Annotated in this window: 23 protein-coding genes and 1 tRNA gene; 13 read left to right on the top strand and 11 right to left on the bottom strand. The window is 60.6% G+C overall.

Annotated features, from left to right (window positions below; translation table 11 throughout):
• The first annotated feature begins 3 nt into the window (after positions 1 to 3).
• Both mglC and PG900_RS16970 read left to right on the top strand, forming a co-directional pair.
• Positions 4 to 1014, top strand: a complete 1011-nt coding sequence (gene mglC / locus PG900_RS16975) for a galactose/methyl galactoside ABC transporter permease MglC (RefSeq protein WP_011707760.1) — start codon at positions 4 to 6, stop codon at positions 1012 to 1014.
• A 51-nt stretch (positions 1015 to 1065) separates the two neighbouring features.
• A complete protein-coding gene (locus PG900_RS16970) occupies positions 1066 to 2799 on the top strand; it encodes a methyl-accepting chemotaxis protein (RefSeq protein WP_270799781.1) in 1734 nt (577 codons plus the stop codon).
• Positions 2800 to 3400: 601 nt separating this feature from the next.
• Here the strand turns inward: PG900_RS16970 and PG900_RS16965 are convergent.
• The 3 genes from PG900_RS16965 to PG900_RS16955 form a co-directional block, all read right to left on the bottom strand.
• Entirely contained in the window at positions 3401 to 3769 is a 369-nt protein-coding gene (locus PG900_RS16965; RefSeq protein ID WP_270831879.1) for a CopG family transcriptional regulator, read from the bottom strand.
• A 1-nt stretch (position 3770) separates the two neighbouring features.
• Positions 3771 to 4418, bottom strand: a complete 648-nt coding sequence (locus tag PG900_RS16960; RefSeq protein ID WP_011707757.1) for an AAA family ATPase — start codon at positions 4416 to 4418, stop codon at positions 3771 to 3773.
• A 100-nt stretch (positions 4419 to 4518) separates the two neighbouring features.
• Positions 4519 to 4695 carry a hypothetical protein gene (locus tag PG900_RS16955; protein WP_199796167.1) on the bottom strand — a complete coding sequence of 59 codons (177 nt, stop codon included), beginning with the start codon at positions 4693 to 4695 and terminating at the stop codon, positions 4519 to 4521.
• Between the two features lie 745 nt (positions 4696 to 5440).
• Here PG900_RS16955 and arcA point away from each other — a divergent pair.
• The 4 genes from arcA (at position 5441) to PG900_RS16935 (ending at position 10313) form a co-directional block, all read left to right on the top strand.
• Positions 5441 to 6661 carry an arginine deiminase gene (gene arcA, locus PG900_RS16950; RefSeq protein WP_011707755.1) on the top strand — a complete coding sequence of 407 codons (1221 nt, stop codon included), beginning with the start codon at positions 5441 to 5443 and terminating at the stop codon, positions 6659 to 6661.
• Positions 6662 to 6724: 63 nt separating this feature from the next.
• The gene (gene arcC / locus PG900_RS16945) at positions 6725 to 7651 is read left to right on the top strand and encodes a carbamate kinase (protein WP_011707754.1); all 927 of its coding nucleotides are present in this window, start codon (positions 6725 to 6727) and stop codon (positions 7649 to 7651) included.
• A gap of 130 nt (positions 7652 to 7781) precedes the next feature.
• Positions 7782 to 8786 (top strand): ornithine carbamoyltransferase, encoded by a 1005-nt coding sequence (gene argF / locus PG900_RS16940; protein ID WP_017409770.1) that lies wholly within the window; start codon positions 7782 to 7784, stop codon positions 8784 to 8786.
• 123 nt (positions 8787 to 8909) lie between these two features.
• On the top strand, positions 8910 to 10313 hold the full coding sequence (locus tag PG900_RS16935; RefSeq protein ID WP_017409771.1) for a YfcC family protein: 1404 nt from the start codon (positions 8910 to 8912) through the stop codon (positions 10311 to 10313).
• Positions 10314 to 10490: 177 nt separating this feature from the next.
• Here the strand turns inward: PG900_RS16935 and PG900_RS16930 are convergent, their stop codons facing one another.
• From PG900_RS16930 to PG900_RS16910, 5 genes are all read right to left on the bottom strand, one after another.
• Positions 10491 to 10982: an arginine repressor gene (locus tag PG900_RS16930; RefSeq protein WP_016352302.1), complete on the bottom strand. Its 492-nt coding sequence runs from the start codon at positions 10980 to 10982 to the stop codon at positions 10491 to 10493.
• 217 nt (positions 10983 to 11199) lie between these two features.
• Positions 11200 to 11664 carry an aspartate carbamoyltransferase regulatory subunit gene (gene pyrI / locus PG900_RS16925; protein WP_011707750.1) on the bottom strand — a complete coding sequence of 155 codons (465 nt, stop codon included), beginning with the start codon at positions 11662 to 11664 and terminating at the stop codon, positions 11200 to 11202.
• Between the two features lie 16 nt (positions 11665 to 11680).
• Positions 11681 to 12601, bottom strand: a complete 921-nt coding sequence (pyrB, locus tag PG900_RS16920) for an aspartate carbamoyltransferase (RefSeq protein ID WP_016352301.1) — start codon at positions 12599 to 12601, stop codon at positions 11681 to 11683.
• On the bottom strand, positions 12582 to 12776 hold the full coding sequence (locus PG900_RS16915; RefSeq protein WP_123785055.1) for a hypothetical protein: 195 nt from the start codon (positions 12774 to 12776) through the stop codon (positions 12582 to 12584). The genes pyrB and PG900_RS16915 overlap by 20 nt, the downstream gene beginning before the upstream one ends.
• Before the next feature lie 99 nt (positions 12777 to 12875).
• A complete protein-coding gene (locus tag PG900_RS16910; protein WP_042067073.1) occupies positions 12876 to 13418 on the bottom strand; it encodes a hypothetical protein in 543 nt (180 codons plus the stop codon).
• Between the two features lie 208 nt (positions 13419 to 13626).
• On the opposite strand from PG900_RS16910, the gene PG900_RS16905 reads away from it, so the two are divergent.
• The 3 genes from PG900_RS16905 (at position 13627) to PG900_RS16895 (ending at position 16396) form a co-directional block, all read left to right on the top strand.
• Positions 13627 to 13703, top strand: a tRNA-Trp gene (locus PG900_RS16905).
• Positions 13704 to 13995: 292 nt separating this feature from the next.
• A complete protein-coding gene (locus PG900_RS16900; protein ID WP_270831877.1) occupies positions 13996 to 15366 on the top strand; it encodes a phosphatidylserine decarboxylase family protein in 1371 nt (456 codons plus the stop codon).
• Between the two features lie 205 nt (positions 15367 to 15571).
• A complete protein-coding gene (locus PG900_RS16895; protein ID WP_270799790.1) occupies positions 15572 to 16396 on the top strand; it encodes an alpha/beta fold hydrolase in 825 nt (274 codons plus the stop codon).
• 36 nt (positions 16397 to 16432) lie between these two features.
• Here the strand turns inward: PG900_RS16895 and PG900_RS16890 are convergent, their stop codons facing one another.
• Entirely contained in the window at positions 16433 to 17029 is a 597-nt protein-coding gene (locus PG900_RS16890; protein ID WP_039212991.1) for a LysE family translocator, read from the bottom strand.
• Between the two features lie 104 nt (positions 17030 to 17133).
• On the opposite strand from PG900_RS16890, the gene PG900_RS16885 reads away from it, so the two are divergent.
• Positions 17134 to 18033 (top strand): LysR family transcriptional regulator, encoded by a 900-nt coding sequence (locus PG900_RS16885; RefSeq protein WP_270799794.1) that lies wholly within the window; start codon positions 17134 to 17136, stop codon positions 18031 to 18033.
• A gap of 212 nt (positions 18034 to 18245) precedes the next feature.
• Positions 18246 to 20138 (top strand): methyl-accepting chemotaxis protein, encoded by a 1893-nt coding sequence (locus PG900_RS16880; protein ID WP_270799796.1) that lies wholly within the window; start codon positions 18246 to 18248, stop codon positions 20136 to 20138.
• A gap of 65 nt (positions 20139 to 20203) precedes the next feature.
• Here PG900_RS16880 and PG900_RS16875 read toward each other — a convergent pair whose 3' ends face one another.
• Complete coding sequence (locus PG900_RS16875) at positions 20204 to 20716, bottom strand: lipocalin family protein (protein ID WP_016352297.1); 513 nt, start codon at positions 20714 to 20716, stop codon at positions 20204 to 20206.
• 17 nt (positions 20717 to 20733) lie between these two features.
• A complete protein-coding gene (locus PG900_RS16870) occupies positions 20734 to 21636 on the bottom strand; it encodes an AraC family transcriptional regulator (RefSeq protein WP_270799802.1) in 903 nt (300 codons plus the stop codon).
• Between the two features lie 146 nt (positions 21637 to 21782).
• Here PG900_RS16870 and yqhD point away from each other — a divergent pair, with 146 nt between their 5' ends.
• Positions 21783 to 22946, top strand: coding sequence for an alcohol dehydrogenase (gene yqhD, locus PG900_RS16865; RefSeq protein WP_026080327.1), 1164 nt, complete (start codon positions 21783 to 21785; stop codon positions 22944 to 22946).
• A gap of 507 nt (positions 22947 to 23453) precedes the next feature.
• On the top strand, positions 23454 to 24980 hold the full coding sequence (gene pntA, locus PG900_RS16860; protein WP_011707743.1) for a Re/Si-specific NAD(P)(+) transhydrogenase subunit alpha: 1527 nt from the start codon (positions 23454 to 23456) through the stop codon (positions 24978 to 24980).
• Position 24981 lies beyond the last annotated feature (1 nt).

The following is a 24981-nucleotide window of genomic DNA, read 5'->3' as shown; positions in this document are numbered from 1 at the left end:
TTTATGGAGTCGGCTAAAAATTTCAATCTGATGCGGGCGCTCAAGGAGAACGGCATCTACGTGGTGCTGCTGGTGCTGCTCATGATCATCGTGATCAAGGAACCCTCCTTCCTGAGTCTCACCAACTTCAGCAACATCCTGACCCAGTCTTCGGTACGGGTCATCATCGCGCTGGGGGTGGCTGGCATCATCATCACCCAGGGTACGGATCTGTCGGCCGGTCGTCAGGTCGGCCTGGCGGCACTCATCGCGGCGACCATGCTGCAGGCGCTGACCAACGTCAACAAGGTGTTTCCCAGCCTGGGCGAAGTGCCCATTCCTGCGGTGATCCTGCTGGTGTGCGTGGTGGGGGCCCTGATTGGTCTGGTCAACGGTCTCATCGTGGCCTATCTGAACGTCACCCCGTTCATTACCACCCTGGGCACCATGATCATCGTCTACGGCATCAACTCCCTCTACTTTGACTCGGTGGGCGCCTCGCCGGTAGCCGGTTTTGACCCCCGTTTCTCCAGCTTCGCGCAGGGGTTCATCAAGCTGGGCGGCTTCAAGCTATCCTATCTGACCTTCTATGCCGCCATCGCCAGCGTGTTCGTCTGGGTACTGTGGAACAAGACCCGCTTTGGCAAGAACATCTTCGCCATCGGCGGCAACCCGGAAGCCGCCAAGGTCTCAGGCGTCAACGTGGCGGTCAACCTGGTGATGATCTATGCGCTGGCTGGGGTGTTCTACGCCTTCGGCGGTATGCTGGAAGCAGGCCGGATCGGCAGTGCCACCAACAACCTCGGCTTCATGTATGAACTCGATGCCATCGCCGCCTGCGTGGTGGGTGGGGTGTCGTTTGCCGGCGGGGTGGGCACGGTCGCCGGGGTGATCACCGGGGTACTCATCTTTACATTGATCAACTATGGTTTGACCTATATCGGGGTCAGCCCTTACTGGCAGTTCATCATCAAGGGCGGCATCATCATTCTGGCGGTGGCGCTGGACTCCATGAAGTACGCCAAGAAGAAATAACGATTGGCAGAGAGGGTTGGCAGTGCCAGCCCTCTCTTCTGGAGGGATCCCATGCCATTCAAGGTCAAGATTTACGTCTTGCTGCTGCTGGCCATTCTGGTCACCATCGGCACTGCCTGGTTCAGCGTCAATCACTTCATCAGCGCCTACATCCGCACTCAGGCCACCCAGAACATCAACGAGCAGATCTCCCTGGTCAAAGAGAAGCTGGCCAGCGACATCAATCAAAAAATCCTGCTGGCGGCCAACCTCAACTTCGGGGTGACCAACGTCAAGAAGACGCTGGAAGAGACCGGCTTTCACAATATCGTCAAGGTGATCGGCGACATGGCGTTCGACGTGAGCGGGGTCATCAACGATACGGCCAAGGTCGATGCGCTGCGCAAGCTGATCCCCGCCGCCAACAACCAGATCACCGTCAGCCCGCTGCAGCAGGTGGATGGCAAGCCCGTCATCTCCATTCTGGTGCCGCGAGGGGCCGACTCTGCCTACCTTTATTACCTCGACATGAGCGAGTTCAAGAACCTGCTGGAGAAGGTGAGCGGCGAGGGGCGTTACTTCTCGCTGGCCGATGGCCAGGGCAATGTGCTCTACAGCAGCAAGCCACAGGGGGAGAACGAGGCTCGTCCCAATCCGCTGGATATCCGTGGCAGCAGCTGGACGCTGACTGGCTACATCGATCTCGACTACATCCGTACCATGACCCAGGCGCTCAACGGCCAGATCATCATGGCGTTGCTCGGGGTGGCGGTGGTGGTGATGGTGCTCGCCGTACTGGCGCTCAATCTGGCCTATCGTCCCATCCTTTCGCTGCGGGATCTGGTGCTGGAGCTCTCCCGTGGCAGCGGGGATCTGACCCGTCGGCTGGCGGTAACCAGTACCGATGATCTGGGCCAGATTTCGGCCGGTATCAACCGCTTTATCGAGCGGCTGCAGGAGATGATGAACGAGGTGCGGCAAGCCAGTGGCCAGCTCAACAGCGGTATCGAGGGGCTGGCCAGCCAGACCGGTGCCGTCCAGTCCCTGCTGGCGGATCATGTGCGGGAGACCGAGCAGGTGGTGACCGCCATCAACGAGATGAGCCGTACCGCCGTCTCGGTGTCGGAGAGTGCGGCCAGCACGGCCCAGCTGACCGGCCAGAGCCAGCAGCTGGCGAGCCAGTCCCGCCAGGTGGTGGATCAGGCCATGGCCAGCGTGATGGCGCTGGTGGACGAGGTGGAGGCCACTGCCCGCTCCATCGAGGCCATGCAGCAAGATGTGCAGCAGATTGGTTCAGTACTGGGCGTGATCGGCAGCATAGCCGAGCAGACCAACCTGCTGGCCCTCAACGCCGCCATCGAGGCGGCCCGCGCCGGTGAACAGGGGCGTGGCTTTGCGGTGGTGGCCGACGAGGTGCGTTCCCTCGCCGCTCGCACCCAGCAGAGCACGGCGGAGATCCAGACCATGCTGGCCAGTCTGCAGCGGGGTACCCAGACGGTGGTGGATGCCATGAGCAACACCAAGCAGAGTTGCCAGGGCGCCGCCGAGAACACCACCCGGGTCAATGAATCGCTGGATCTGATGGCGGGAGAGGTGGTGGAGATCAACGATCTTATCAGCCACATCGCCACGGCGGCGGAACAGCAGAGTGCGGTAGCCGAAGAGATCAATCGCAACATGAGTGCGATTGCCGAGGTGATCCGCCAGCTGACTCACAACGGGGAGGAGACGGTAGCCAGCTCCGCCGCGATGCAGCAGACCTACGACAGGTTACGGGAGATTGTGGGCCACTTCCGGCTCGAGTAGATGTTGGAGGCTGGCCGTCGAAGAAAAATGGCCAAAAAAGATGGGGGCGACTTGCGTCGCCCCCGATAGTCTTATCGCTCATGTCCTTGAACGAAGTTGCTCCCTGCAATCCCTGACTATACCTCTTCCTTTAGGTTTCCCCTTCCCAATCCTTTGGGGTGTCCTTTAGCCATCATGGCCTGACGAGTCATCCGTTCCCGTCGCACTTTCTCCGTCCTGGGAGGTGTCCTTTACCACATCCTGTGGTGAGTCCATTTGCCCAACCCTGGCAGCCAGTCTTCCTGACCGACTTCATTGCGTCCGTGCAGGAGTAACTATAAGGATTTCACGGGGCACGACAACGGTAGATTGAAAAACGTTTTTACGCATCTCGTTACGAAGGAAACTTGTTTCGATATATTTCATTTTAAATCAGTTAGTTGGTTTATTTGTGTTCAGGTTTTTTGATCCTATCTTCCGACTATTACGAGAGCTTTTCCGGCGCTTTGCTCACGAGGTGAATGGCGAATATCTCACACGCCGTTTAACCGGGGTTCAGAAAGGGATAAGGGGAGCAGAGCGCGGGGAGCTGGGGGCGATAACAAGTGTCACGACTGTCGTGTCAGTTGTGTTCCTGAAGCCGTTCATAGATGGTTTGGCGTTCTTCCGGGCTCAAGGAGGAGAAGTAATGGGTAAACAGACGCAGCAACAGGGATTTGTTCATGCCATCCTGCTGGGTCAGGCTGCCAAGTTCATCGATGGCCGTGGTACTCAGGGAAAAGGTCGCTTTTTTGTAGCTGGGTTTCAGGTGTTCACCATTCTCGATGAAGGCGAGTGCAGTGAGGGCTTCCTCCCGATGCAGACTCAGCTCCAGGCTGACAACCTTGGGTTTGCCCTTGGCGTAGAAGTCAGCATCTTCGATGAACTCGTCAATAGTGAACTTCTTCTGATGATGCAGATTGTGTTTTTTCTTCAGGTCGGCAAGGCCCATCTCACACCCCCAGCTCCAGAAACTCCTTGGCGATGGCCCGGATCTCTTCGGCCGATTTGCCATCCGGTTCTATTTCCATCACCGACAACCCCTTCTCCTCGCTGTCGTCGTAGACATTGCGGCCATAGGTAATGGAGTTGAGAACGTCGACACCGAAGGAAGAGCACACTTCCTTGGCCTCCAGGATCCGTTTCACCTGATTGGGCAGGGCAGGGCACTGGGTCAGCACCACGGCCGCCCGCAGGCTGGGGTTGACCATCTTGCAGGTGGTGATGAGGTCTTCCATGTGCGGCAAGGTCTTGAGGTCGCGGCGTTTGGGGCGCAGCGGGATCAGGGCGTGGGTGGCAACTGCCATGGTGGAACGCAGAGCCCGGTTGTCCTGGCCGCCGCAATCGACAATGAGATAGTCATAGCGGTTTTTCAGGCTGAGCAGGTCGTTGCGGATGTTGCCGTAGAGCTGAACACAATTTATCTGGGGCAGGTCCGGATTGTCATTGCGCTCCTGGATCCAGTCCGAGGTGGTGCGCTGTGGATCGCAATCGACCAGCAACACCTCGCCATGAAACTGGGTCCTGAGGTAAACCGCCAGATTCTGGGCCAGGCAACTCTTGCCGCTCCCCCCTTTTTCGCCACCGACCAGCAGGATCATGACCGTCTCCTATCCCTATGAAAAACAGCTGCATTGAGTATAGGAGGGGGTTGGGCCATGACAAGCCAAGAGGAGGTCGCCTCCTCTTGGGCTCTCACTCTCAGTAGTGCTGGCTGCCGCCATACCAATGACAGACATAGGCCGGCACCAGCATCTGGGGAGCCTTATCGACCTGGCATACCACCAGCGGCATGGCCGGCGCCCCTTCTGCACTGACCAGTGCAGGGGTCATGGGCAGCAGCAGGCTTGCAAACAACAGCAGTGATTTGATCTTCATGGTTAGCTCCTTGGTGATAAAACGGGTGTGATCCTGATCACTTTCTGAGTTAAGCCGAGGTGGTTGGTGACGCAAGGTGCTGAAATAAATTCAACTAATGAAAAAAGTTTGAAAAGAGCCGCTGGCAGGCGTCCTGAAAAATGAGCGGCCAAGATGCGGACTGGGTGCATATCCATATAAATGATGAGCCGGCAGGTGCGCCGCAGCGGGCCTGCGCGAGCGGGTTGGACGAGATGCCATGATCTGGGACAACAAACAGATTATTCAGTGAGCAGGCAGGCAATGACTATTTATTTCCCCGTATCACCGCTTTGAAATCTCATAAAATTCAATTTTTTGCATATTAAATTCAATGAATGTTGATTTTGTTTTTATCTCTATGAAATTTAAGATTTTTTGTTTTTGTATATATCCCTTAGTAGATATGGTTGATGAATGAAACAAGAAGAAATATGAAAAATTCACGATGAAAAGTGCGTATTTAAACGAAGGTGATGAATGGGAGATTGTCAGTTCTGTTATCCCTATCAAAGAATAAATCGCGATTTTATTCAGTTGTAAGTGAATGTGATCAATGTCTAAGTTTGGTGTGATTCGCAGGTCTAACCTCGGTCTCGAAAGGCAAGGGCAGGATAGAACACAAGCCGATTACCCTACATAAAGAATATCCCGCCTTAGCCACGAGCATGAATAGAAGGAATCTATTCAATCACTCGCAGGGACCACTGCTAGACGGAATATAATCATGAGCAAATTTTATGTAGGTTCTGAAGTTGGCCAATTGCGCCGTGTCATGTTGCACCGCCCCAACCTCAGTCTGAAGCGTCTGACTCCTTCCAACTGCCAGGATCTGCTGTTTGATGACGTCCTGTCGGTTGAACGTGCCGGTCAGGAGCACGACAAATTCGCTCAGGTACTGCGCGATCAGAATGTCGAAGTTTTCCTGCTGACCAATCTGCTGGCCGAAACCCTGGACGTGCCGGAAGCCAAAACCTGGCTGCTGCAACATCAGGTCTCCGACTATCGCCTCGGCACCTCCTTTGCCAACGACGTGCGCTGCTTCCTGGCAGACATGCCGCACCGTGAACTGGCCCGCATTCTCTCCGGCGGCCTGACCTACTCCGAGATGCCCTACAGCGGCGTCAACATGGTCGTCGGCATGCACGCCCCGACCGACTTCATCATCGAGCCGCTGCCCAACCACCTCTTTACCCGTGACACCTCCTGCTGGGTCTATGGTGGCGTTTCCATCAACCCCATGGCCAAGGCCGCCCGCCGTCGCGAGACCAACCATGTGAAGGCCATCTACCGCTGGCACCCGCAGTTCGCCGGTCAGGACTTCATCAAGTACTTCGGTGATGAAGATCGCGACTACGACAACTCCACCATCGAGGGGGGCGACGTGCTGGTCATCGGCCGCGGCTCCGTGCTCATCGGCATGTCCGAGCGCACCACACCGCAAGGGGTCGAACACCTGGCTCGCGGCCTGTTCAAGCACGGCCAGGCCAAACAGGTCATCGCCATGCAATTGCCGAAACACCGCAGCTGCATGCACCTCGATACCGTCATGACCCACATGGACATAGACACCTTCTCCGTTTATCCGGAAGTCATCCGCAAGGATGTGAACTGCTGGAGCCTGACTCCGGGCGGTGCCACCGGCATGAACATCAAGGAAGAGGGTTACTTCGTCACCGCCATCGAGAAGGCACTGGGTGTCGATCAGCTCAAGCTCATCACCACAGGTGGTGACACCTTCGAGGCCGAGCGCGAGCAGTGGAACGATGCCAACAACGTGCTGACCGTGCGCCCCGGCGTGGTGGTGGGTTACGAGCGCAATACCTACACCAACGAGAAGTACGACAAGGCAGGCATCACAGTGCTGCCCATCCCGGGTGAAGAGCTGGGACGTGGTCGCGGCGGCGCCCGCTGCATGAGCTGCCCGATGGAACGCGACGGCATCTAACAAGACGGCGTGGCGCCGGCAAGAGGCCGGCGCCACAGATACCAAGACTCGAGAGTAACACTCATGAAAAAACCAACTGTCGTCGTCGCCCTGGGTGGCAATGCTCTGCTCCGTCGTGGCGAGCCGCTCGAAGCTGACATCCAGCGCAAAAACATCGCTACCGCCGCCAAGACCATCGCCCTGATCGCTCAGGAGTACAACGTGGTGCTGGTGCATGGCAACGGCCCGCAAGTCGGTCTGCTGGCCCTGCAAAACAGTGCCTACACCAAGGTATCCCCCTATCCGCTGGATGTGCTGGGTGCCGAGTCCCAAGGCATGATCGGCTACATGCTGATCCAGGAGCTGAAGAACCTGATGCCGAGCCGCAACGTCACCGCGCTGCTGACCCAGGTGCAGGTCGATCCCAAGGATCCGGCGTTTGCCAATCCGACCAAATTTATCGGCCCCGTCTACGAAGAGGCTGAAGCCCGCACCCTGGCAGAAGAGAAGCACTGGGTGGTCAAGGCTGACGGCAAGTTCTTCCGCCGTGTAGTGCCGTCCCCGCTGCCCCAGCGCATCGTCGAAGGCGACGCCATCGAAACCCTGATCGCCCAGGGTCACCTCATCATCTGTACCGGTGGTGGTGGCATTCCGGTGACCTGGGATGGCCAGAGCCTGACCGGCATCGAAGCCGTCATCGACAAGGACATGTCTGCCGCCTACCTGGCCAAGCAGATCAAGGCCGACGCCCTGCTGATCCTGACCGATGCCGATGCCGTCTATCTGGACTGGGGCAAACCGACCCAGCGTCCGCTGCGGATCACCAGCCCGGACGAGCTGGCCGGGGTCAAGTTCGATGCCGGCTCCATGGGACCGAAAGTCGAAGCCTCCTGTGAATTTGTCAAAGCGACCGGCGGCATGGTCGGCATCGGTTCGCTGGAAGATGGCCTGGCCATCCTCAAGGGCGAAGCCGGTACCAATATCGTCGCTACCCGTACCGTGAATGCGTAGTTACAAATCTGTACTGAAGAATGCGTAGCCAGTGCTACTGCCCTACGTGGCTTGAACAAATCTGTACTGAAGAATGCGTAGTCAACACTACTGCCTAAATTGGTCTGAACAAATATAGAGAGAACTCATCATGGCTTTTAATCTGCGTAACCGTAACTTCCTGAAACTGCTGGACTTCACCCCGCGCGAAATCCAATACATGATCGACTTGGCCATCGACCTGAAGAAAGCCAAATACGGTGGCTATGAGCGTAAACACCTGACCGGCAAAAACATTGCCCTGATCTTCGAGAAGACCTCCACCCGTACCCGCTGTGCGTTTGAAGTGGCGGCCTTCGACCAGGGCGCGCAAGTCTCCTACCTCGGCCCAAGCGGTTCCCAGATTGGTCACAAGGAGTCCATGAAGGACACCGCCCGGGTACTGGGTCGCATGTATGACGGTATCGAATACCGTGGCTACGGTCAGGAGATCGTGGAAGAGCTGGGTGCCTACGCCGGTGTACCGGTCTGGAACGGCCTGACCAACGAATTCCACCCGACCCAGATCCTGGCCGACTTCATGACCATGCTGGAGCACGGCAAGGGCAAACGTCTGGATCAAATCAAGTTCGCCTACCTGGGCGATGCCCGCAACAACATGGGCAACTCCCTGATGGTCGGTGCCGCCAAGATGGGCATGGACATCCGCCTGGTTGCGCCGAAAGCCTTCTGGCCGGAAGAAGAACTGGTTGCCAAGTGCCGCCTGATCGCCGAAGAGACCGGCGCACGCATCACCCTGACCGAAGACGTCAAAGAGGGTGTGCTGGGTACCGACTTCCTCTACACCGACGTCTGGGTTTCCATGGGTGAAGCGAAAGAAGCCTGGGATCAACGCGTCAAACTGATGACCCCGTATCAGGTCAACATGGATGTCATCAACGCCACCAAGAACCCGGATGTGAAGTTCATGCACTGCCTGCCGGCGTTCCACAACGATGAGACCACCATGGGCAAGGAAGTGGCTGACAAATATGGCATGAAAGGCCTGGAAGTGACCGAGGACGTGTTCGAATCCGAGCACAGCATCGTGTTCGACGAGGCCGAAAACCGGATGCACACCATCAAGGCAGTGATGGTTGCTACGCTGGGCGACTAAGGTCGCAGTAGTGGTGCCGGGGGGTGACCCCCGGCTTTTCGACCATGTGACAGCGGCATAATACCTCTAACCCTACGACCCGCAGCCTGCATGGATACCACACCCACAGAAGGAAGCTGGACCATGACCAAATTCAAGTTCCCGTCAGCCTACACGATACTGTTCGTGCTGATCGCCCTGGTGGCCGCCCTGAGCTGGATAGTGCCGGCCGGCAAATATGAAATGACCATGAACGAAGCCCTCGGCAAGGAAGTGCCGGTGGCTGGTACCTACAAACTGGTGGAGGGCAATCCCCAGGGGATCGTCGACGTGCTGCTGGCACCTATCGACGGTCTTTATAACCATGACACCTATCAGGCAGGCGCCATCGACGTCTCCCTGTTCATCCTGATCATCGGTGGTTTTCTTGGCATTGTGACCAAGACAGGTGCCATCGATGCCGGTATCGAGCGTGTAACCGACCGTCTGCGCGGCCGGGAAGAGTGGATGATCCCGATCCTGATGGCGCTGTTCGCCGCGGGCGGCACCATCTACGGCATGGCCGAAGAGTCGCTGCCGTTCTACACCCTGCTGGTGCCGGTGATGATGGCCGCCCGCTTCGACCCGGTCGTGGCTGCCGCAACCGTATTGCTGGGGGCCGGTATCGGTACCCTGGGTTCCACCATCAACCCGTTCGCCACCGTGATTGCCGCCAACGCGGCCGGTATCTCCTTCACCGACGGCATCTGGTTGCGCGTCGCCATGCTGGTTGCCGGCTGGCTGCTGTGCGTGGCCTATGTGATGCGTTACGCCAAGATGGTGCGCAACGATCCGAGCAAATCCCTGGTGGCTGACAAGTGGGAAGAGAACCGTGCCCACTTCCTCGGCAACAAGAGCGACCAGATGCTGGAGTTCACCCTGACCCGTAAAATCGTACTGGGTATCTTCGTCGCCGCCTTCGCCGTGATGATCTACGGGGTAGCCGTGCTGGGCTGGTGGATGGCGCAGATCTCCGGGGTGTTCCTGGCCGCCGCCATCATCGTCGGTGTCATCTCCCGCATGAGTGAAGAGGAGCTGACCTCCAACTTCATCGACGGTGCCCGCGACCTGCTCGGCGTCGCCCTCATCATCGGTATCGCCCGCGGTATCGTGGTGGTGATGGACAACGGCATGATCACTCACACCATACTGCACAGCGCAGAAGGGATCGTGACCGGCCTCTCCACCGTGGTGTTCATCAACGTGATGTTCGTGCTGGAAGTGGTGCTCTCCTTCCTGGTGCCGTCCTCCTCCGGCCTGGCCGTGCTGACCATGCCGATCATGGCACCGCTGGCCGACTTCGCCAACGTGGGTCGCGAGCTGGTGGTCACCGCCTATCAGTCCGCCTCCGGCCTGGTGAACCTGGTGACCCCGACCTCCGCCGTGGTCATGGGTGGCCTGGCGATTGCCAAGGTGCCTTATGTACGCTGGCTGAAATGGGTGGCTCCGCTGCTCGGTATCCTGACTGTGCTGATCGTGGTCTGCCTGAGCCTGGGGGCAGTGCTCTGATCCACAACGAAGAGAAAGCTGAAAACGGGAGCCACTGGCTCCCGTTTTTTATGGCTGACTCATGACGACTCAAGTCGTGGGGAGGGGAGAACGGATACGGATGAACCGCCTTGGCGAAGATCAGCGGCAACAAAAAGGCGACCTGCGGGTCGCCTCGAACTCTTCGGGGGAGAGGGCTTAGCGGGCTTGCGCCAGGGTGCGTACCACGGCAGCGTGGGCCTGACGGGTGCGGCTGATGTGGCGCGGGGCGACCAGCACCACGTCGTTGCCGGCGACGGCGCCCATGATCTCGGGATTGGCGTTGCGATCCAGCAGGCGGGCCACCACGGTGGCGGCGCCAGGGGTGGTGTGGATTAGCACCATCTGCTGGTTGTGCACCACTTCGCGCACCATGTCGTGGATGGAGCGGGTACTGCCGGCGGGCTCCAACTGCTCGTCCACCAGGGTGTAGACCTTCTTGCCGTTGGCGTTCTGGGCCTTGGCCACGCCGAGCCGGCGCAGCAGACGGGAGATGGTGGACTGGCTGATGTCGGCGAAACCGCGCTCCGACAGCTCGCGCCGGATCTCCTCCTGGGTGCTGTAGCAGTGCTGGCCGATGATCTGGCGACAGGCATCCAGCTGGGCCAGATCGGGCTCTTGTTCCACGGGACGACTGAGGGTTTTGACCACGGCGAATTCCTTTGATGATGACCGACGGTAAACGCTCGATATCTGCCGCATTCGCTGAATATCAGCAAAAAATACTGGCAATCAATGCACTGGCAGGAAATGAGCGGGAATAGCTCTGTTTGGATGGCAAATTATAACCAACTGGTTATTTGGTGATGTGACAGGGGTCAAAAATGGGCCCCTTGGGGCCCACCTGGATATCTTTTGAGTCTGGCTATCAGTAGCGTTCGCTGACGATGTCCTGAGTGAAGGACTTCTCGCAGTACTTGCACTTCATCCGCACCACGCCTTTCACCTCGCGCACCCGGAAGTAGCTGTCCACCGGCTCGTTGTGGGAGATGCAGTTGGAGTTGGGACAGTGGAACACCCCGGCGATGAACTCCGGCAGCTCCAGCTGATGTTTCTTCACCACGGCGAAGTCTTCGATGATGTTGACGGTCGCCTTGGGGGCGAACAGCGCCAGCTGGTTGGCCTGCTGTTCGGTCAGGCGGGTGTTCTCGATCTTGATGAGATCCTTCTTGCCCAGCGCGCCGGATTTCAGGTTGAAACCGACGGTGATGCGCTCCTGGGTCTCGATCAGCTGGAACAGCTTGAGGATCTTGATGCCCTGGCCGGCGGGGACGTGGTCGATGACGGAGCCGTGACGGATGGCTTCGACTTGCAGTTGGTTCTTCTCGGACATGATATACCCCTTTCCCTTAGACGGTTTCGTTCAGTACCAGAGCCAGCAGCGCCTGGCGTGCATAAACCCCGTTCTCCGCCTGCTGGAAGTAGTAGGCGTGGGGAGTCTTGTCGACCGCGACGTCGATCTCGTCGACGCGGGGCAGGGGGTGCAGGATCTTCATGGTGGGCTTGGCGCCTTCCAGGGTAGCCACTTCCAGCACGAACTTGGCAGCCATGTGCTTGTATTCGGTCTCGTCGAAGCGCTCTTTCTGGACCCGGGTCATGTAGAGGATGTCGAGCTCCGGCATCACCTCTTCCATGGTCTCGTGCACGCTGAACTGGATGCCCTTCTCTTCCAGCTCCTCGCAGATGTAGTCCGGCATCGCCAGCGCTTCCGGCGAGATGAAGAAGAAGCGGCAGTTGAACAGGCTGAGGGCCTGGGCCAGCGAGTGCACGGTGCGGCCGTACTTGAGGTCACCGACGAAGGCGACGTTGAGGCCGTCCAGCTTGCCTTGCGTCTCGTGGATGGAGAAGAGGTCGAGCAGGGTCTGGGTCGGATGCTGGTTGGAACCGTCACCGCCGTTGATGACCGGTACCCGGGAGAACTCGGAGGCGAGGCGGGCGGCGCCCTCTTTCGGATGACGCATCACCACCGCATCGGTGTAGGAGCCGATGATCTTGATGGAGTCGGCCAGGGTCTCGCCCTTCTTGGCGCTGGTGTTGCCACCGTCGGCGAAGCCGATGATGTTGCCGCCCAGGCGCTGGACCGCGGTCTCGAACGACAGGCGGGTACGGGTGGAGGCTTCGAAGAAGCAGCTGGCAACCAGCTTGTCTTTCAGCAAGCGGGTGTCGGGCTCGGCCTTCAACCGCTGTGCGGTTGCGACCACCAGTTCCATGTCGGGCCGGGTCAGGTCCGAAATGGAGATGACATGTTTCTTATAGAGTGGATTGGTCATCGTCTGCATTCCCTTTGACATCAATGAAGGTTTTTCGGGCACAAAAAAAAGCCCCTGAAACAGGGGCTTTTTTTAAAAACAATTGGGGATCTGTGGGTCGGGAACCGGAAACAACGGGGCCGCTCTGGTGCGCTCCACCCGTCTGCAAGGCTGTCTTTTTCAGCAAAAACTGCATCGTCCTGTCCTGACCTTTTTTCAAACCGGACAGATTATAGAGTCGCATTTTGAATTGTCAAAAATTTATTTCAAAGGCAAGATTTGCGTGGAAAAACGTTTAACTGTTGTGAACTGGCCGGCAAACCCACACCTGGTGTTCGGCCTGCAATGGCTGTGCATCTTCGGCCATGCTGCGCAGATAGGCGAGTCTGTGGTGCCCCTCCAGCAGGCAATAGGGTTGTGGCAGCGGGTGACCGTCCGGGTAGCTGCTGCCCGCTGCCGATGCCAGCACTATGATGGGTTCGGACCAGGTACCCTGACTCAGCATGTACTCCCCGAGCCAGGAGCGACGGACGTAACGGTTGTGCCTCAGCATCTCGCCCCAGCGTTCGACCACCTCCATATGGCGGGAGCCGGTCTGCTCGATGATCCTGGCGGTGGGCCAGCTTTCACACTCGAACTGGTGGCGGGCGAGATCGATAAAGCTCCAGTTGGATTCAAAACCGCGCCAATGGCGGTAAATCCACTGGGAGAGCACATTGTCGGGAATGAAGGGCACCAGCGGGGCGACCCGTGCCAGATAGTCTGGCAGAGCCTCGGTTTTGCTCTCATCCCGGAAGTTGAGCGGTGCAAGTTGTTGAAGTAACCGATAATTGAGCATGAGCAGCCTCCTCATTGCCTGGCCACCTCTTCACCCTACCCCCATTGCCGCTGCTTTCCTACCCAAACAAGGCTGTAAATACAGCGAGTTACCCCCTTTGGCTGCAAAAAGTAACCAGATCTGCTTGTCCTTTGTGCAATCGCACCGAAAGTGAGAAAAAAGCCTTTACCTTTGATCCCGGCTTTGTATAATTCGCCTCGTTTGTTGCAGGGGCGTAGTTCCAATTGGTAGAACAGCGGTCTCCAAAACCGATGGTTGCGGGTTCGAGTCCTGCCGCCCCTGCCATTTTTCAGAGAAGCCAGCTCATTGAGCTGGCTTTTCGCTTTTCCGGGCCTCCCGTTTTTTCCCACCGTCCCTTGTCCCGCCTGCTGTAGCAGGGCGCTTCCTCCTCTTGTACTCGTTCATCCCGACCGCTAGTCGCTGTTGCGCCGGTTTGCCCTGTCGTTTCTGGCAATCGTCCCGCTGCGCTCCCTGTGCTACATAACAGGGTTGGTGCCCTGGCATGCCGTTGGCAGGCCGGCACTCAATGCTCAAGCCGTGGATTGTGGGCGTGAACATCAGCTGAGGAGAGCGAACCATGAACAAGGCAGTGGAAACCCGATTGAACAAGTCCCGTCCCGGTGGCTGGGTCCCCCGTGATGGCGCCCATATCGAGCGCTGGATCCGGCGGATCAAGCACTACGTGACCCAGCAGCCGCGGGCGCTGGTGCCCCCCATCGCCGAGCTGCGGGATCTGGTCCATGCCGACCCTGCGCTGCATGCCCAGGCCGAAGCCATGTTCAAGGAAGCCTGGCGCCACAAGCACCTGACCCCGCTAGGTCAGCCAGAGGTACGCTCGTTCGAGGAGTTCCTGGGGCTGCTCAACGGCATCATGACCACGGCGCCCGAGGCGTATCAGGACATCCCCAGCCACGAGCCATCCGGTCTCATCGGCTTTCCCATCAATGCCCTGCTCGACTGGCCCATGGCCACCCAGGCCGGTTATCACTTCTTTGCCAACGCCCTGATCAACCAGCAGTTCAAGAAGATCCTCGACTACTGGGCCCAGTTCCTGCAAAGCCCGGCTTCCCGCTACGTGTTGAATGAACCGGTCAGCCGGTTGGATCAGGAGACCCTGGTGGTGCCTTGGCTTGGCAAGGTGGCCAAGGCCGAGATGGTCAAGGTGGCGAACGAGGCGGTCGGGGAGGGGCCCAATCCCACGCCGGGCAGCTTCGAGCAGATCTTCGAGTGCGAGCCGGCGGCCGAATACCACGGGTTTAGCTGCTGGGACGACTTCTTCACCCGACGTTTTCGGGCCGGGGTGCGGCCGGTATCTGCGCCGACGGATGACAGTGTCATCGTCAACGCCTGCGAATCGGCGCCGCTGCAGGTGCGCAAGGAGGTGAGCCGCAGCGATCAGTTCTGGCTCAAGGGGCAGCCCTATTCGCTGGACAACATGCTCGATTTTGACGATCTGGCACCCCGTTTCGAAGGTGGTACCGTCTACCAGGCCTTCCTCAGCGCGCTCAGCTACCACCGCTGGCACAGCCCGGTGAGCGGCACCATCCGCAAGGTGCGCATCGTCAACGGCACCTACTATCTGGAAAACCAGTTCGAAGGCTTTGCCGACCCGCAGGGGGCGGATCCCAGCGCCCCCAACAATTCCCAGCCGTTCCTCACCTCGGTGGCGACCCGGGCACTCATCTTCATCGAGGCCGACAACCCCAAAATCGGCCTGATGTGCGTGGTGCCGGTGGGGATGGCCGAGGTGTCGAGCTGCGAGATCACGGTGCAGGCGGGGGATCGAGTGCAGAAGGGGGATCCGCTTGGCATGTTCCACTTCGGCGGCTCCACCCACTGCCTGCTGTTCCGCCCCGGTGTCAGGCTGGAGTTCGACTTCCATGGTCAGACCCCAGGGCTGGATGCGACCAATATGCGGCTCAATACCGCCATCGCCCGGGTGAGATAGGGATAATGTTGCCTAAAAAGGCCGCCATATGGCGGCCTTTTTCATTGGCGCGAGGGGCGGGCAGGAACTGGTAAATCGAATGAACAGCGCCATCGTCATAGTCTGAGCGAATGGTGTTGATACGCTGATCAAAATTCACCGGCTCGCCGGGGCTGGCCATAATCGGGGGCCGCCATCGTTGGCCCATCCATACCAAGGAGATCCCATGTCCCCCCGCTTCACCGAATGGACCCAAGCCCTGCAACTGGGGGAGGTGCGGCTCGGCATCGCCGCCATCGGCCGCCCGGGTACGCGTGCCCCCGTCGTCTTCCTGCACGGCTTCGGCTCCACCAAGGAGGATTACGCCGACCTCGTCCACCATCCCGACTTCGACGATCGCCCCTTCCTCGCCTGGGATGCCCCCGGCTGCGGGGCAACCACCCTGGACAGGCCGGATCGCATTGATCTGGATCTGCTGGTGCTGACGGCACTCAAGATGATCGAGAGCAAGGGGTTCGGGCGCTTCCATCTGGTGGGCCACTCCATGGGCGGGCTGACCGCCCTGCTGCTGGCATATCGCCATCCCGAGCGGGTGCTCAGCTTCACCAGCATGGAGGGCAACTTGGCGCCGGAGGATTGCTTCCTGAGCCGTCAGGTGCAGGCCTACCCGGCGCAGAGTGACGAGGCCTTCTTCGCCGCCTTCATCGAACGCACCCGCCATGGCCGGGACATGGCGAGCGCCCTCTATGCCGCCAGCCTGCGTCACAAGGTATGCACCGAGGCGGTGCGCCCCATCTTCCGCTCCATGGTGGCCCATTCGGATGAGGGGGGTCTGCTCGGCAAGTTCCTCGCCCTGCCGTGCCCCCGGCACTTCCTGTATGGGGAGCAGAACGCCCACCTCTCCTATCTGGGGGCGCTGTCGCAGGCCGGGGTCAGGCTGACCGAGATCCCCCGCTGCGGCCACTTCCCCATGTATTCGAACCCTGTGCTGATGTGGTGGGCGCTGGCCGAGTTCTTCGAAGAGAGCGAGCGCTACATGGCCGCCGGGTGATACGCGCCCTGGTGGGCATCGAGAGTGCGGGGCCTCCTAGCCCCGCAGCAGCACCATGGCGAGCAACCCGAAGGCGAGGGCGCCGAGGCGGTTGATCCAGCGCCCGCCACCCCCTTGCAGCCAGCGCCGCGCCTTGCGGGCCGAGAAGATGTAGCCGCCGTGCACCAGCACCATCAGCAGGCAGAAGCTGGAAACCAGCAACAGGAACTGCGGCAAATAGGCGCGCCGATGGTCGATAAACTGGGGCAGTATGGAGAGGAAGAAGATCAGCGCATTGGGGTTCGTGAATTGCAGCATGACACCCTCCCAGAACAGCCGGTGGCGGGCCGATGGCGGGTTCTCACCCATCCTGGGAGGGGGGCTGCGCCACAGCTTCACCCCGAGCCAGGCCAGGTAGAGCACGCCGCCGTAGCGCACCCACTCGAAGGCGGTGGGGGAGGTGGCGAGGAGCACCCCCAGGCTGGTGGCGGAGAGGGTGGCCACCCCCAGCACCCCGCAGGTGAGGCCGGCCATGCCGACTAGGGCCGGTCCCAGCCCGTGATTGAGGGCATTGGTGAGGGACTTGAGGGTGCTGGGGCCAGGACTCAGTATGGTGAGTCCTGCCATGGCGATAAACATCAGGTAGGCTTGCACGTCGCTTCCTATGTTGTTGAGAGGGTCGGCGTCATTGTTGTGAGCCTATGCCTATACGTAAAATTCAAAGAAAGTAACGACCCGATTCGAACAGGCTATCAACCATGATCAATTTCCGACTCGTCCGCCATCTCTGGCTGTTTCTGGCAGTGGCCGAGGAGCGCCATTTCGGCCGCGCAGCCCGCCGCCTCGGTATGACCCAGCCGCCCCTGACCGAGCAGATCAAGGTGCTGGAGCATGCCCTGCGGGTGAAGTTGTTCGATCGCACCCCTAAGGGGGTGCAGCTCACCCCGGCGGGTCAGGCGATCCTGCCTGCGGTGCGGCGGCTGGCGGATCAGCTCGAACACCTGGAGCTGGCGGTGCGGGAGGCGGCATCGGGTCAGGTGGGGTTGCTGACCATAGGGGCCATCACCTCCGCCATGCTGGACGAGCTGCCGGCGGTGATCGAGCGGCTCAAGCTGAGCCATCCCGGCGTCACCGTCTCGGTGCGGGAGATAGACAGCGCCGACGCCATCCCGGCGCTGGAGAGCGGCGAACTGGATCTGGCCCTGGTGCGGCTGGCCGGGCGGGATGAGGGGAGTATACGAGTGCGCCCCTTGAAGCAGGACAGGCTGGCGGTGGCCCTGCCCCTGACCCACCCGCTGGCGAGGGAAGCGTCCGTGCCCCTGGCTGCCCTGGCGGAGGATCCCTTCGTCTTGTTCCCCCGCGCCCTCAACCCGGCCTATTTCGATACCCTGATGGCCTGCTGCCACGAGGCGGGCTTCGCTCCCCGGGTGCTGCATGAGGCGCGTACCGTAGCCTCCCAGGTGGCCTTCGTCGGCTGTGGCCAGGGGGTGGCCCTGGTGCCCGAGACCCTGCGCAAGAGCGCCCCGGCCAACGTGGTGATCCGCCCCCTGGCGGGAGAGGTGCAGGTGGTAACCACTGCGCTGGCTTGGCACGGGGAGCGCCCGCCCGCGCTGCTGAATTTGCTGCTGACCGAGCTGGGTGGCGAGACCCCGCTCTGAGGTCGCATCGACCCGTCGACAGCTGACGCCTTGCTCGCCGAAACGAGGGCTGGCAGACAGGGATGTCGCCATTTTCGTGATCGGTAGCACGTCCTGCGGCTTAAAAGGCACAAACTGAACGGAGTCACTAAAGTCCCGGTGCCTGTTCGCCGATAGCCTTGATTAAATAAGGGTCTCTCCCTGGCCCGTCACAACAACAAGGATCCGTAGTCATGACACTTTCGTTGCGCGGCAAGCTGCTGGCCACCAGTCTGGGGGTGGTGCTGCTGATGGCCTCACTGCTCGGCATCGTTGCCTTTCACACCCTCAAATCCCGCACCATGAGCGCCATCCAGAGCGAGGCGATCAACTATGGTCACGCCTACTCGGTTGCCATCGGCGACTGGATGGCGGATCGCAAGAACACGGTGCACGCGCTGGTGAACCTGATCGCCGACAACCCGCAGGCCGAGCTGGTGCCGCACCTGAAGCAGGCCTACACCTCGGGCGGGTTCGGGCTCACCTACTTTGGCTCGACCCAGGGAGTGATGACCCGCCAGGACCCCTCCCTCAACACCGGCAACTATGACCCGCGCGAGCGCCCCTGGTATCAGGACGCGGTGAAGGCGGGGCAGCTCATCGTCACCGCTCCCTATGTCAGCGTCACCATGCAGAAGCTGGTGGTCACCCTCTCCGAGCCGGTGCTCCATCAGGGCGAACTGGTCGGCGCCGTGGGGGCCAACCTGGCGCTCGACAAGCTGATCGACGAGGTGCTGGCGATGCAGGTGCAGGGCGAGGGGTACGCCATGCTGCTCGACAGCAGCGGCCTCATCGTCGGCCACCCCAACAAGGAGCTGGCGCTCAAGCAGATAGCTGAGCTCTCCCCCGACCTGTCGGCGGCCACCTTCCAGCAGTGGGGCCGCGAGAACAACGAGCTGCACGCCGCCACCCTGGACGGGCGTGACGTGCTGCTGGCGGTGCAGCCGGTGGCGGGCACCGATTGGCTGCTGGCCATGGTGATGTATCGCGACGTGCTGGAGGCGCCGCTTGCCACCCTGCTGTGGCAGCTGGTGGGGCTGACTCTGGTGCTGATGCTGGTATTCAGCGCCCTGCTCACCGCCATGTTCAAGTATCTGTTTGCCGATCTGGGCCGGGTGGCCGGCGCGTTGCATGATATCGCTCACGGCGAGGGGGACCTCACGGTACACATCAACACCCGCAGCAAGGATGAGGTGGGTCAGCTGGCGGAGAGCTTCAACCAGTTCGTGGCGCGGCTGCACGGCATCGTCAGCCGGCTGCGGGACGTCACCGTCGAGCTGGCGGCCCAGTCTCGCGCCCAGGCGGCCGGCGCCCAGTCCCGCAGCCAGCGGGTACGCCAGCAGCAGGACGAGATCGTGATGGTGGCGACCGCGGTGACCGAGATGGCCTCCGCCACCCAGGAGATCGCCGGCAACGCCGAGTTTGCCGCCTCCACCTCGGGCGATGCGGTCAAGCTGGCGGTCGCCGGCCAGTCGCAGGTCGGCCAGAGCCAGCGCAGCATCACGGGGCTCGCGGACGAAGTGGCCGACGCCAGCCAGATCATTGTGGAGCTGGATGCCCATGCCCAGAAGATCAGCGGCATTCTGGCCACCATCAGCGGCATCGCCGAGCAGACCAACCTGCTGGCGCTCAACGCCGCCATCGAGGCCGCCCGGGCCGGTGAGCAGGGTCGCGGTTTTGCGGTAGTGGCGGACGAGGTGCGGGTGCTGTCGCGCCGCACCCACGACTCCACCGACGAGATCCAGCAGATGATCGAGACCCTGCAGCAGACCACCCGCCGGGCGGTGAGCGGCATGGAGACCAGCCGCCAGCTGGCGGGCACCAGCGTGGAGGATGCTGAGTCCGCCAACCTGAGCCTGGGGCAGATCAACGAGGCAATCGGCGCCATCAGCGACATGGCGACCCAGATTGCGGCGGCGGCCGAAGAGCAGACCTCGGTCACCAGCGAGATCAGCCGCAACACCGAAAACATCCGCCACGTTTCCCAGGAGCTGGCCGAGCAGGCCAATCAGGAGGCGGCGCAGGCGGCCGAGCTGAAGGGGCTGACCGAGCGACTGGAGCAGGAGATTGGCCGCTTCCGGCTCTGATTATCACTCGAACGTCCATGAAAAAGGGCAGCCCGCGGGCTGCCCTTTCTTGTTTCACGGCAGGCTCAGGGGGTCTGCTTGACCCAGATCAGCTGATCGGTGGCAAAGCCCAGCGATGCCGCCTTGGCGACCAGCGCATCCACGTTGGCCTTGGGTGGATTGGGTGAGCGGGCGAGGATCCAGAGGTAGTCGTGGTTGTAGCTGGTCACCAGCGAGAGCTGGTAATCGGGATCCAGCTCGATGACGTTGTAGCCGCCGTAGAAGGGGCCGAAGAAGCTCACCTTGAGCCGTGCCTCGTCCGGTTTGTCGACGAAGTAGGCCTTGCCCTCGGCTTCACGCCAGCTGCCATCGCTCTGCTTGCCGCGGTTGAGCACCTTGACCCCGCCGTCGTCGCGCAGGCTGTAGGTGGCGCTCACCTGCTCCAGTCCGCGCTCGAAACCGTGGTCGAGGCGGGCAATCTCGTACCAGGTGCCGAGGTAGCGATCGAGCTGGAAGCCGGTAACGGGGCGGATGCCGTCAGCGAGGCCGGTACAGGCCGTCAGCAGACAGGCGGTGAGCAGGCAAAGCAGTGCACGCATGAACAATTCCTCTCTGGTTATCCCTCTATGATGCGCAGCTGGCCTTCCCGAAAGCGGGAGGCCTGATCCGTCGGCGTGCTGCCGAAGAAGCGCTTGTACTCCCGGCTGAACTGGGAGTTGCTCTCGTAGCCGACCCTGGTCGCCGCGGTCCCCGCCTTGATGCCGTCGTGCAGCATCATCATCCGCGCCTTGTGGAGGCGAAACGACTTGATGTACTGCAGCGGCGAGGTGGCGGTGACCGCCTTGAAGTGGTGGTGGAAGGCGGAGACGCTCATGTTCACCTCCCGCGCCAGCTCCTCCATGGTCAGGTTGTCGGCGTAACGCGACTCTATCATACGCAGCACACGGGCAATCTGGCCCACATGGTTGTGGCGGTTGGCGAGCGCCTGCAGCGCGGAGCCGCCCCCCTCGTGCAGGGCATAGAACAGCATCTCCCGCACCGTCTGCGGCCCCAGCACTCTGGCGTGATGGGGTTTGTCCATCAGATCGATCAGCCGCTCGGCGGCACAGAACATGGCCTCCGACAGGGGCACCGAGTGCACGCCGCTCTTTTGCGGGGTGGGGGCGGGCAGGGCATCCCCCAGCTCCAGCAGCAACTCCTGCAGAGTCACCAGGTTGATCTCGAGGGAGAAGCCGATGAGGGGTTGCTCGGGGGAGGCGAAGCACTCGCACTCGCAGGGCAGCGGCAGGGTCATCAGCAGGTAGTGATTGGGGTCGTAGCGAAACACCTGGTCCGCCAGATAGCCCACCTTGTGCCCCTGCAGGATCACTATCATCCGCGGTTGATAGAGCACCGGGGTGCGGCCGTGGTATTCGGCGGTGTAGATGAGGCTCACCTGACCCACCGGCGAGGGGGTGATGCCGGGGGCGGTGACGTGGCGGGCCAGCTTGGCGGCGAGATCGGTGTAGCGGGTCTGCATGGGATGCTCTTGGGTTCTGTTTTGGTTGCTTTGTAGGAATAGGCAAAAATAAAGCAGGATGTTGCCTTGATGGTATTGGTTGTCTGGAGAAAAATGCAATCACATTTTTGCGGCCAGGCCGCCAGATACTCACAAAGGCAATGTCGATGAACAACTTTACCCTGCATACCCCGACCAAGATCCTGTTCGGCAAGGGCCAGGTCGCCCAGCTGCGTGAACAGCTGCCGCGCGATGCCCGCATCCTCATCACCTACGGCGGCGGCAGCGTGGTGCGCAGCGGCCTGCTGGCCCAGATCCGCAGCGAGCTGGCCGGCATGACCCTGTTTGAATTCGGTGGCATCGAGCCCAACCCCACCTATGAAACCCTGATGGGGGCGGTCGAGCTGGCCCGCGCCGAGCGGGTCGACTTCCTGCTGGCCGTCGGCGGCGGCTCCGTGCTCGACGGCACCAAGTTCATCGCCGCGGCCGCCCACTATGATCCGGCCCGGGATCCCTGGCACATCCTCGAGACCGTGGGCAACGAAGTGCGCTCCGCCATCCCGCTCGGCGCCGTGCTGACCCTGCCTGCCACCGGTTCCGAGATGAACATGGGCGCCGTGGTGACCCGTCGCAGCAGCGGCGACAAGGTGCACTTCTTCTCGCCGTTCGTGATGCCACGCTTCGCCGTGCTCGATCCTGTGCTGACCTACACCCTGCCGGCCCGTCAGGTGGCCAACGGGGTGGTGGATGCCTTCATCCACATCCTGGAGCAGTACCTCACCTATCCGGTCAACGCCAAGGTGCAGGATCGCTTCGCCGAAGGTCTGCTGCTGACCCTGCTGGAAGAGGGCCCCAAGGCGCTGGTGGAACCGGAAAACTACGAGGTGCGCGCCAACATCATGTGGAGCGCCACCCTGGCGCTGAACGGCCTGATCGGGGCCGGTGTACCGCAGGACTGGGCGACCCACATGCTGGGCCACGAGATCACCGCCCTGCACGGCCTTGACCACGCCCAGACCCTGGCGGTGGTGCTGCCGGCCCTGCTGCAGGCCAAGCGCCAGCAGAAACACGCCAAGCTGCTGCAATACGCCGAGCGGGTGTGGGACCTGCGCAGCGGCAGTGAAGCGGAGCGCATCGATGGCGCCATCGCCGCCACCCGCGACTTCTTCGAGCGGATGGGGGTCAAGACCCGGCTGCGGGATTACGGCGTGGCGGACGCAGGAATTGATACCCTGCTCGGCAAGCTGGCGGAACACGGCATGACCGCCATCGGCGAGCACGGCGATATCGACCTGGTGCAGAGCCAGCATATTTATGAGGCGGCCTGGTAAGCGGGGCGCACTGGCCCGTCACCATCGAAACGATTAAATAGCAGGGGCCGGATCTGCTCATTTGGCGGGTAGCCGGCCCCTTGTCTGTTACAAAACAGTTACTTTTTTCGTTTTCGGCCCGATATCTGTGATCCGTGCGGATTTCGTAAGAACAAAAAGCGCTAAGATAGAGGGCCGGTAAAACATTTTTTTTGACTGGTTGGATCACTTTTTCCAGCGCTTTTTACTGGTATAAGTCGCTAATTTGGTTTGTTTTTTTAAATCATGGTCCGGGACGGGCTGAATTCTGTACGCGCCCCGCCGGGACTGCGGTTGTAATAAAACTCCAAAATTTGATACTAATCACCTTCGCGCCTGAAAAGCGGGGGCCTGGCCATGACAGGAGGTTGAGGTAAAGCCTACTGATTTTCATAACAAAGGGCCCGTGACCTGCACTTTGGTCATGTCTTGTTTCGCCAGAAATGCGACACTGGGCAGCGATTGTTTATTAACCATCAGGGAATAGTCATGCAGATTGGAATACCGAGAGAGAGTCTCGCCGGTGAGACCCGGGTCGCAGCGACCCCGGCCACCGTTGAGCAGCTGAAAAAGCTCGGCTTCGAGGTCGCCATCGAGGCCGGTGCCGGCCTGCTGGCCAGCTTCGATGATGCCGCCTTCGAGGCTGCCGGTGCCAGCGTGGTGCCGAGCGTCTGGCAAGCCGACCTCATCTTCAAGGTCAATGCGCCGACCGATGCCGAGATCGCACAAATTAAAGATGGTGCCACCCTGGTGAGCTTCATCTGGCCTGCCCAGAACCCTGAGCTGGTCAAGAAGCTGTCCGCGCGCAACATCAATGTGATGGCGATGGACATGGTGCCGCGGATCTCCCGTGCCCAGTCCCTCGATGCCCTCTCCTCCATGGCCAACATCGGTGGCTATCGTGCCGTGGTGGAAGCCGCGCACCAGTTTGGTCGCTTCTTCACCGGCCAAATCACCGCAGCCGGCAAGGTGCCGCCCGCCAAGGTACTGGTGATCGGTGCCGGCGTAGCCGGTCTGGCCGCCATCGGTACTGCCGGTTCCCTCGGTGCCATCGTGCGTGCGTTCGATACCCGTCTGGAAGTGGCCGAGCAGATCGAGTCCATGGGTGGCGAGTTCCTCAAGCTGGACTTCGGTGGCGAGGATGGCTCCTCCTCCGACGGTTACGCCAAGGTGATGAGCGAAGAGTTCATCGCGGCCGAGATGGCGCTGTTTGCCCAGCAAGCCAAGGAAGTGGACATCATCATCACTACCGCCCTGATCCCGGGCAAGCCGGCACCCAAGCTGATCACCAAAGAGATGGTGGACAGCATGAAGCCGGGCTCGGTGATCGTGGACATGGCTGCCCAGGCTGGCGGCAACTGCGAATACACAGTGCCGGGTGAACTGCATGTCACCGGCAACGGCGTCAAGGTGATCGGTTACACCGATCTGCCGGGCCGCCTGCCTGCCCAATCCTCCCAGCTTTACGGTACCAACCTGGTCAACCTGATGAAGCTGATGTGCAAGGAGAAGGACGGCAACGTCGCCATCAACTTCGAAGACGTGGTGCAGCGCAACATGACGGTGATCCAGGCCGGTGAAGTGACCTTCCCGCCGCCCGCCATCTCGGTCTCTGCCGCCCCGCAAAAACCGGCTGCCGCCAAACCGGCCGCCAAGAAGGAAGCGGCCAAGCCCTCCAACAAGAAGTTCGTGTTCGGTGCCCTCGGCATCGCCGCCTTCGGTTGGGTTGCTGCCGTGGCGCCTGCGGCGTTCCTCTCCCACTTCACCGTATTCATCCTGGCCTGTGTGGTCGGTTACTACGTGGTGTGGAACGTCTCTCACGCCCTGCACACGCCGCTGATGTCGGTCACCAATGCCATCTCCGGCATTATCGTGGTCGGTGCCCTGCTGCAGATTGGGCAAGGGTCGACCCTGGTCACCGCATTGGCCTTCGTCGCCGTGCTGATTGCCAGTATCAACATCTTCGGCGGCTTCACCGTCACTCAGCGCATGCTGAAGATGTTCCGTAAGGATTAAG

This window comes from Aeromonas sp. QDB03 (assembly GCF_027707985.1).
Classification (GTDB): domain Bacteria; phylum Pseudomonadota; class Gammaproteobacteria; order Enterobacterales; family Aeromonadaceae; genus Aeromonas; species Aeromonas hydrophila.
This window is presented reverse-complemented; position numbering and strand designations above follow the sequence as displayed.

Excerpts from the sequence above, each read along its gene's own strand:
- PG900_RS16900 (WP_270831877.1), top strand. The coding sequence starts at position 13,996 with ATGAACAAGGCAGTGGAAACCCGATTGAACAAGTCCCGTCCCGGTGGC.
- PG900_RS16880 (WP_270799796.1), top strand. The coding sequence starts at position 18,246 with ATGACACTTTCGTTGCGCGGCAAGCTGCTGGCCACCAGTCTGGGGGTG.
- PG900_RS16910 (WP_042067073.1), bottom strand. The coding sequence starts at position 13,418 with ATGCTCAATTATCGGTTACTTCAACAACTTGCACCGCTCAACTTCCGG.
- PG900_RS16955 (WP_199796167.1), bottom strand. The coding sequence starts at position 4,695 with ATGAAGATCAAATCACTGCTGTTGTTTGCAAGCCTGCTGCTGCCCATG.
- PG900_RS16895 (WP_270799790.1), top strand. The coding sequence starts at position 15,572 with ATGTCCCCCCGCTTCACCGAATGGACCCAAGCCCTGCAACTGGGGGAG.
- PG900_RS16875 (WP_016352297.1), bottom strand. The coding sequence starts at position 20,716 with ATGCGTGCACTGCTTTGCCTGCTCACCGCCTGTCTGCTGACGGCCTGT.
- pyrB (WP_016352301.1), bottom strand. The coding sequence starts at position 12,601 with ATGACCAATCCACTCTATAAGAAACATGTCATCTCCATTTCGGACCTG.
- argF (WP_017409770.1), top strand. The coding sequence starts at position 7,782 with ATGGCTTTTAATCTGCGTAACCGTAACTTCCTGAAACTGCTGGACTTC.
- pntA (WP_011707743.1), top strand. The coding sequence starts at position 23,454 with ATGCAGATTGGAATACCGAGAGAGAGTCTCGCCGGTGAGACCCGGGTC.
- PG900_RS16965 (WP_270831879.1), bottom strand. The coding sequence starts at position 3,769 with ATGGGCCTTGCCGACCTGAAGAAAAAACACAATCTGCATCATCAGAAG.
- PG900_RS16885 (WP_270799794.1), top strand. The coding sequence starts at position 17,134 with ATGATCAATTTCCGACTCGTCCGCCATCTCTGGCTGTTTCTGGCAGTG.
- arcA (WP_011707755.1), top strand. The coding sequence starts at position 5,441 with ATGAGCAAATTTTATGTAGGTTCTGAAGTTGGCCAATTGCGCCGTGTC.
- mglC (WP_011707760.1), top strand. The coding sequence starts at position 4 with ATGGAGTCGGCTAAAAATTTCAATCTGATGCGGGCGCTCAAGGAGAAC.
- arcC (WP_011707754.1), top strand. The coding sequence starts at position 6,725 with ATGAAAAAACCAACTGTCGTCGTCGCCCTGGGTGGCAATGCTCTGCTC.
- pyrI (WP_011707750.1), bottom strand. The coding sequence starts at position 11,664 with ATGTCCGAGAAGAACCAACTGCAAGTCGAAGCCATCCGTCACGGCTCC.
- PG900_RS16915 (WP_123785055.1), bottom strand. The coding sequence starts at position 12,776 with ATGCAGTTTTTGCTGAAAAAGACAGCCTTGCAGACGGGTGGAGCGCAC.
- yqhD (WP_026080327.1), top strand. The coding sequence starts at position 21,783 with ATGAACAACTTTACCCTGCATACCCCGACCAAGATCCTGTTCGGCAAG.
- PG900_RS16970 (WP_270799781.1), top strand. The coding sequence starts at position 1,066 with ATGCCATTCAAGGTCAAGATTTACGTCTTGCTGCTGCTGGCCATTCTG.
- PG900_RS16870 (WP_270799802.1), bottom strand. The coding sequence starts at position 21,636 with ATGCAGACCCGCTACACCGATCTCGCCGCCAAGCTGGCCCGCCACGTC.
- PG900_RS16960 (WP_011707757.1), bottom strand. The coding sequence starts at position 4,418 with ATGATCCTGCTGGTCGGTGGCGAAAAAGGGGGGAGCGGCAAGAGTTGC.
- PG900_RS16935 (WP_017409771.1), top strand. The coding sequence starts at position 8,910 with ATGACCAAATTCAAGTTCCCGTCAGCCTACACGATACTGTTCGTGCTG.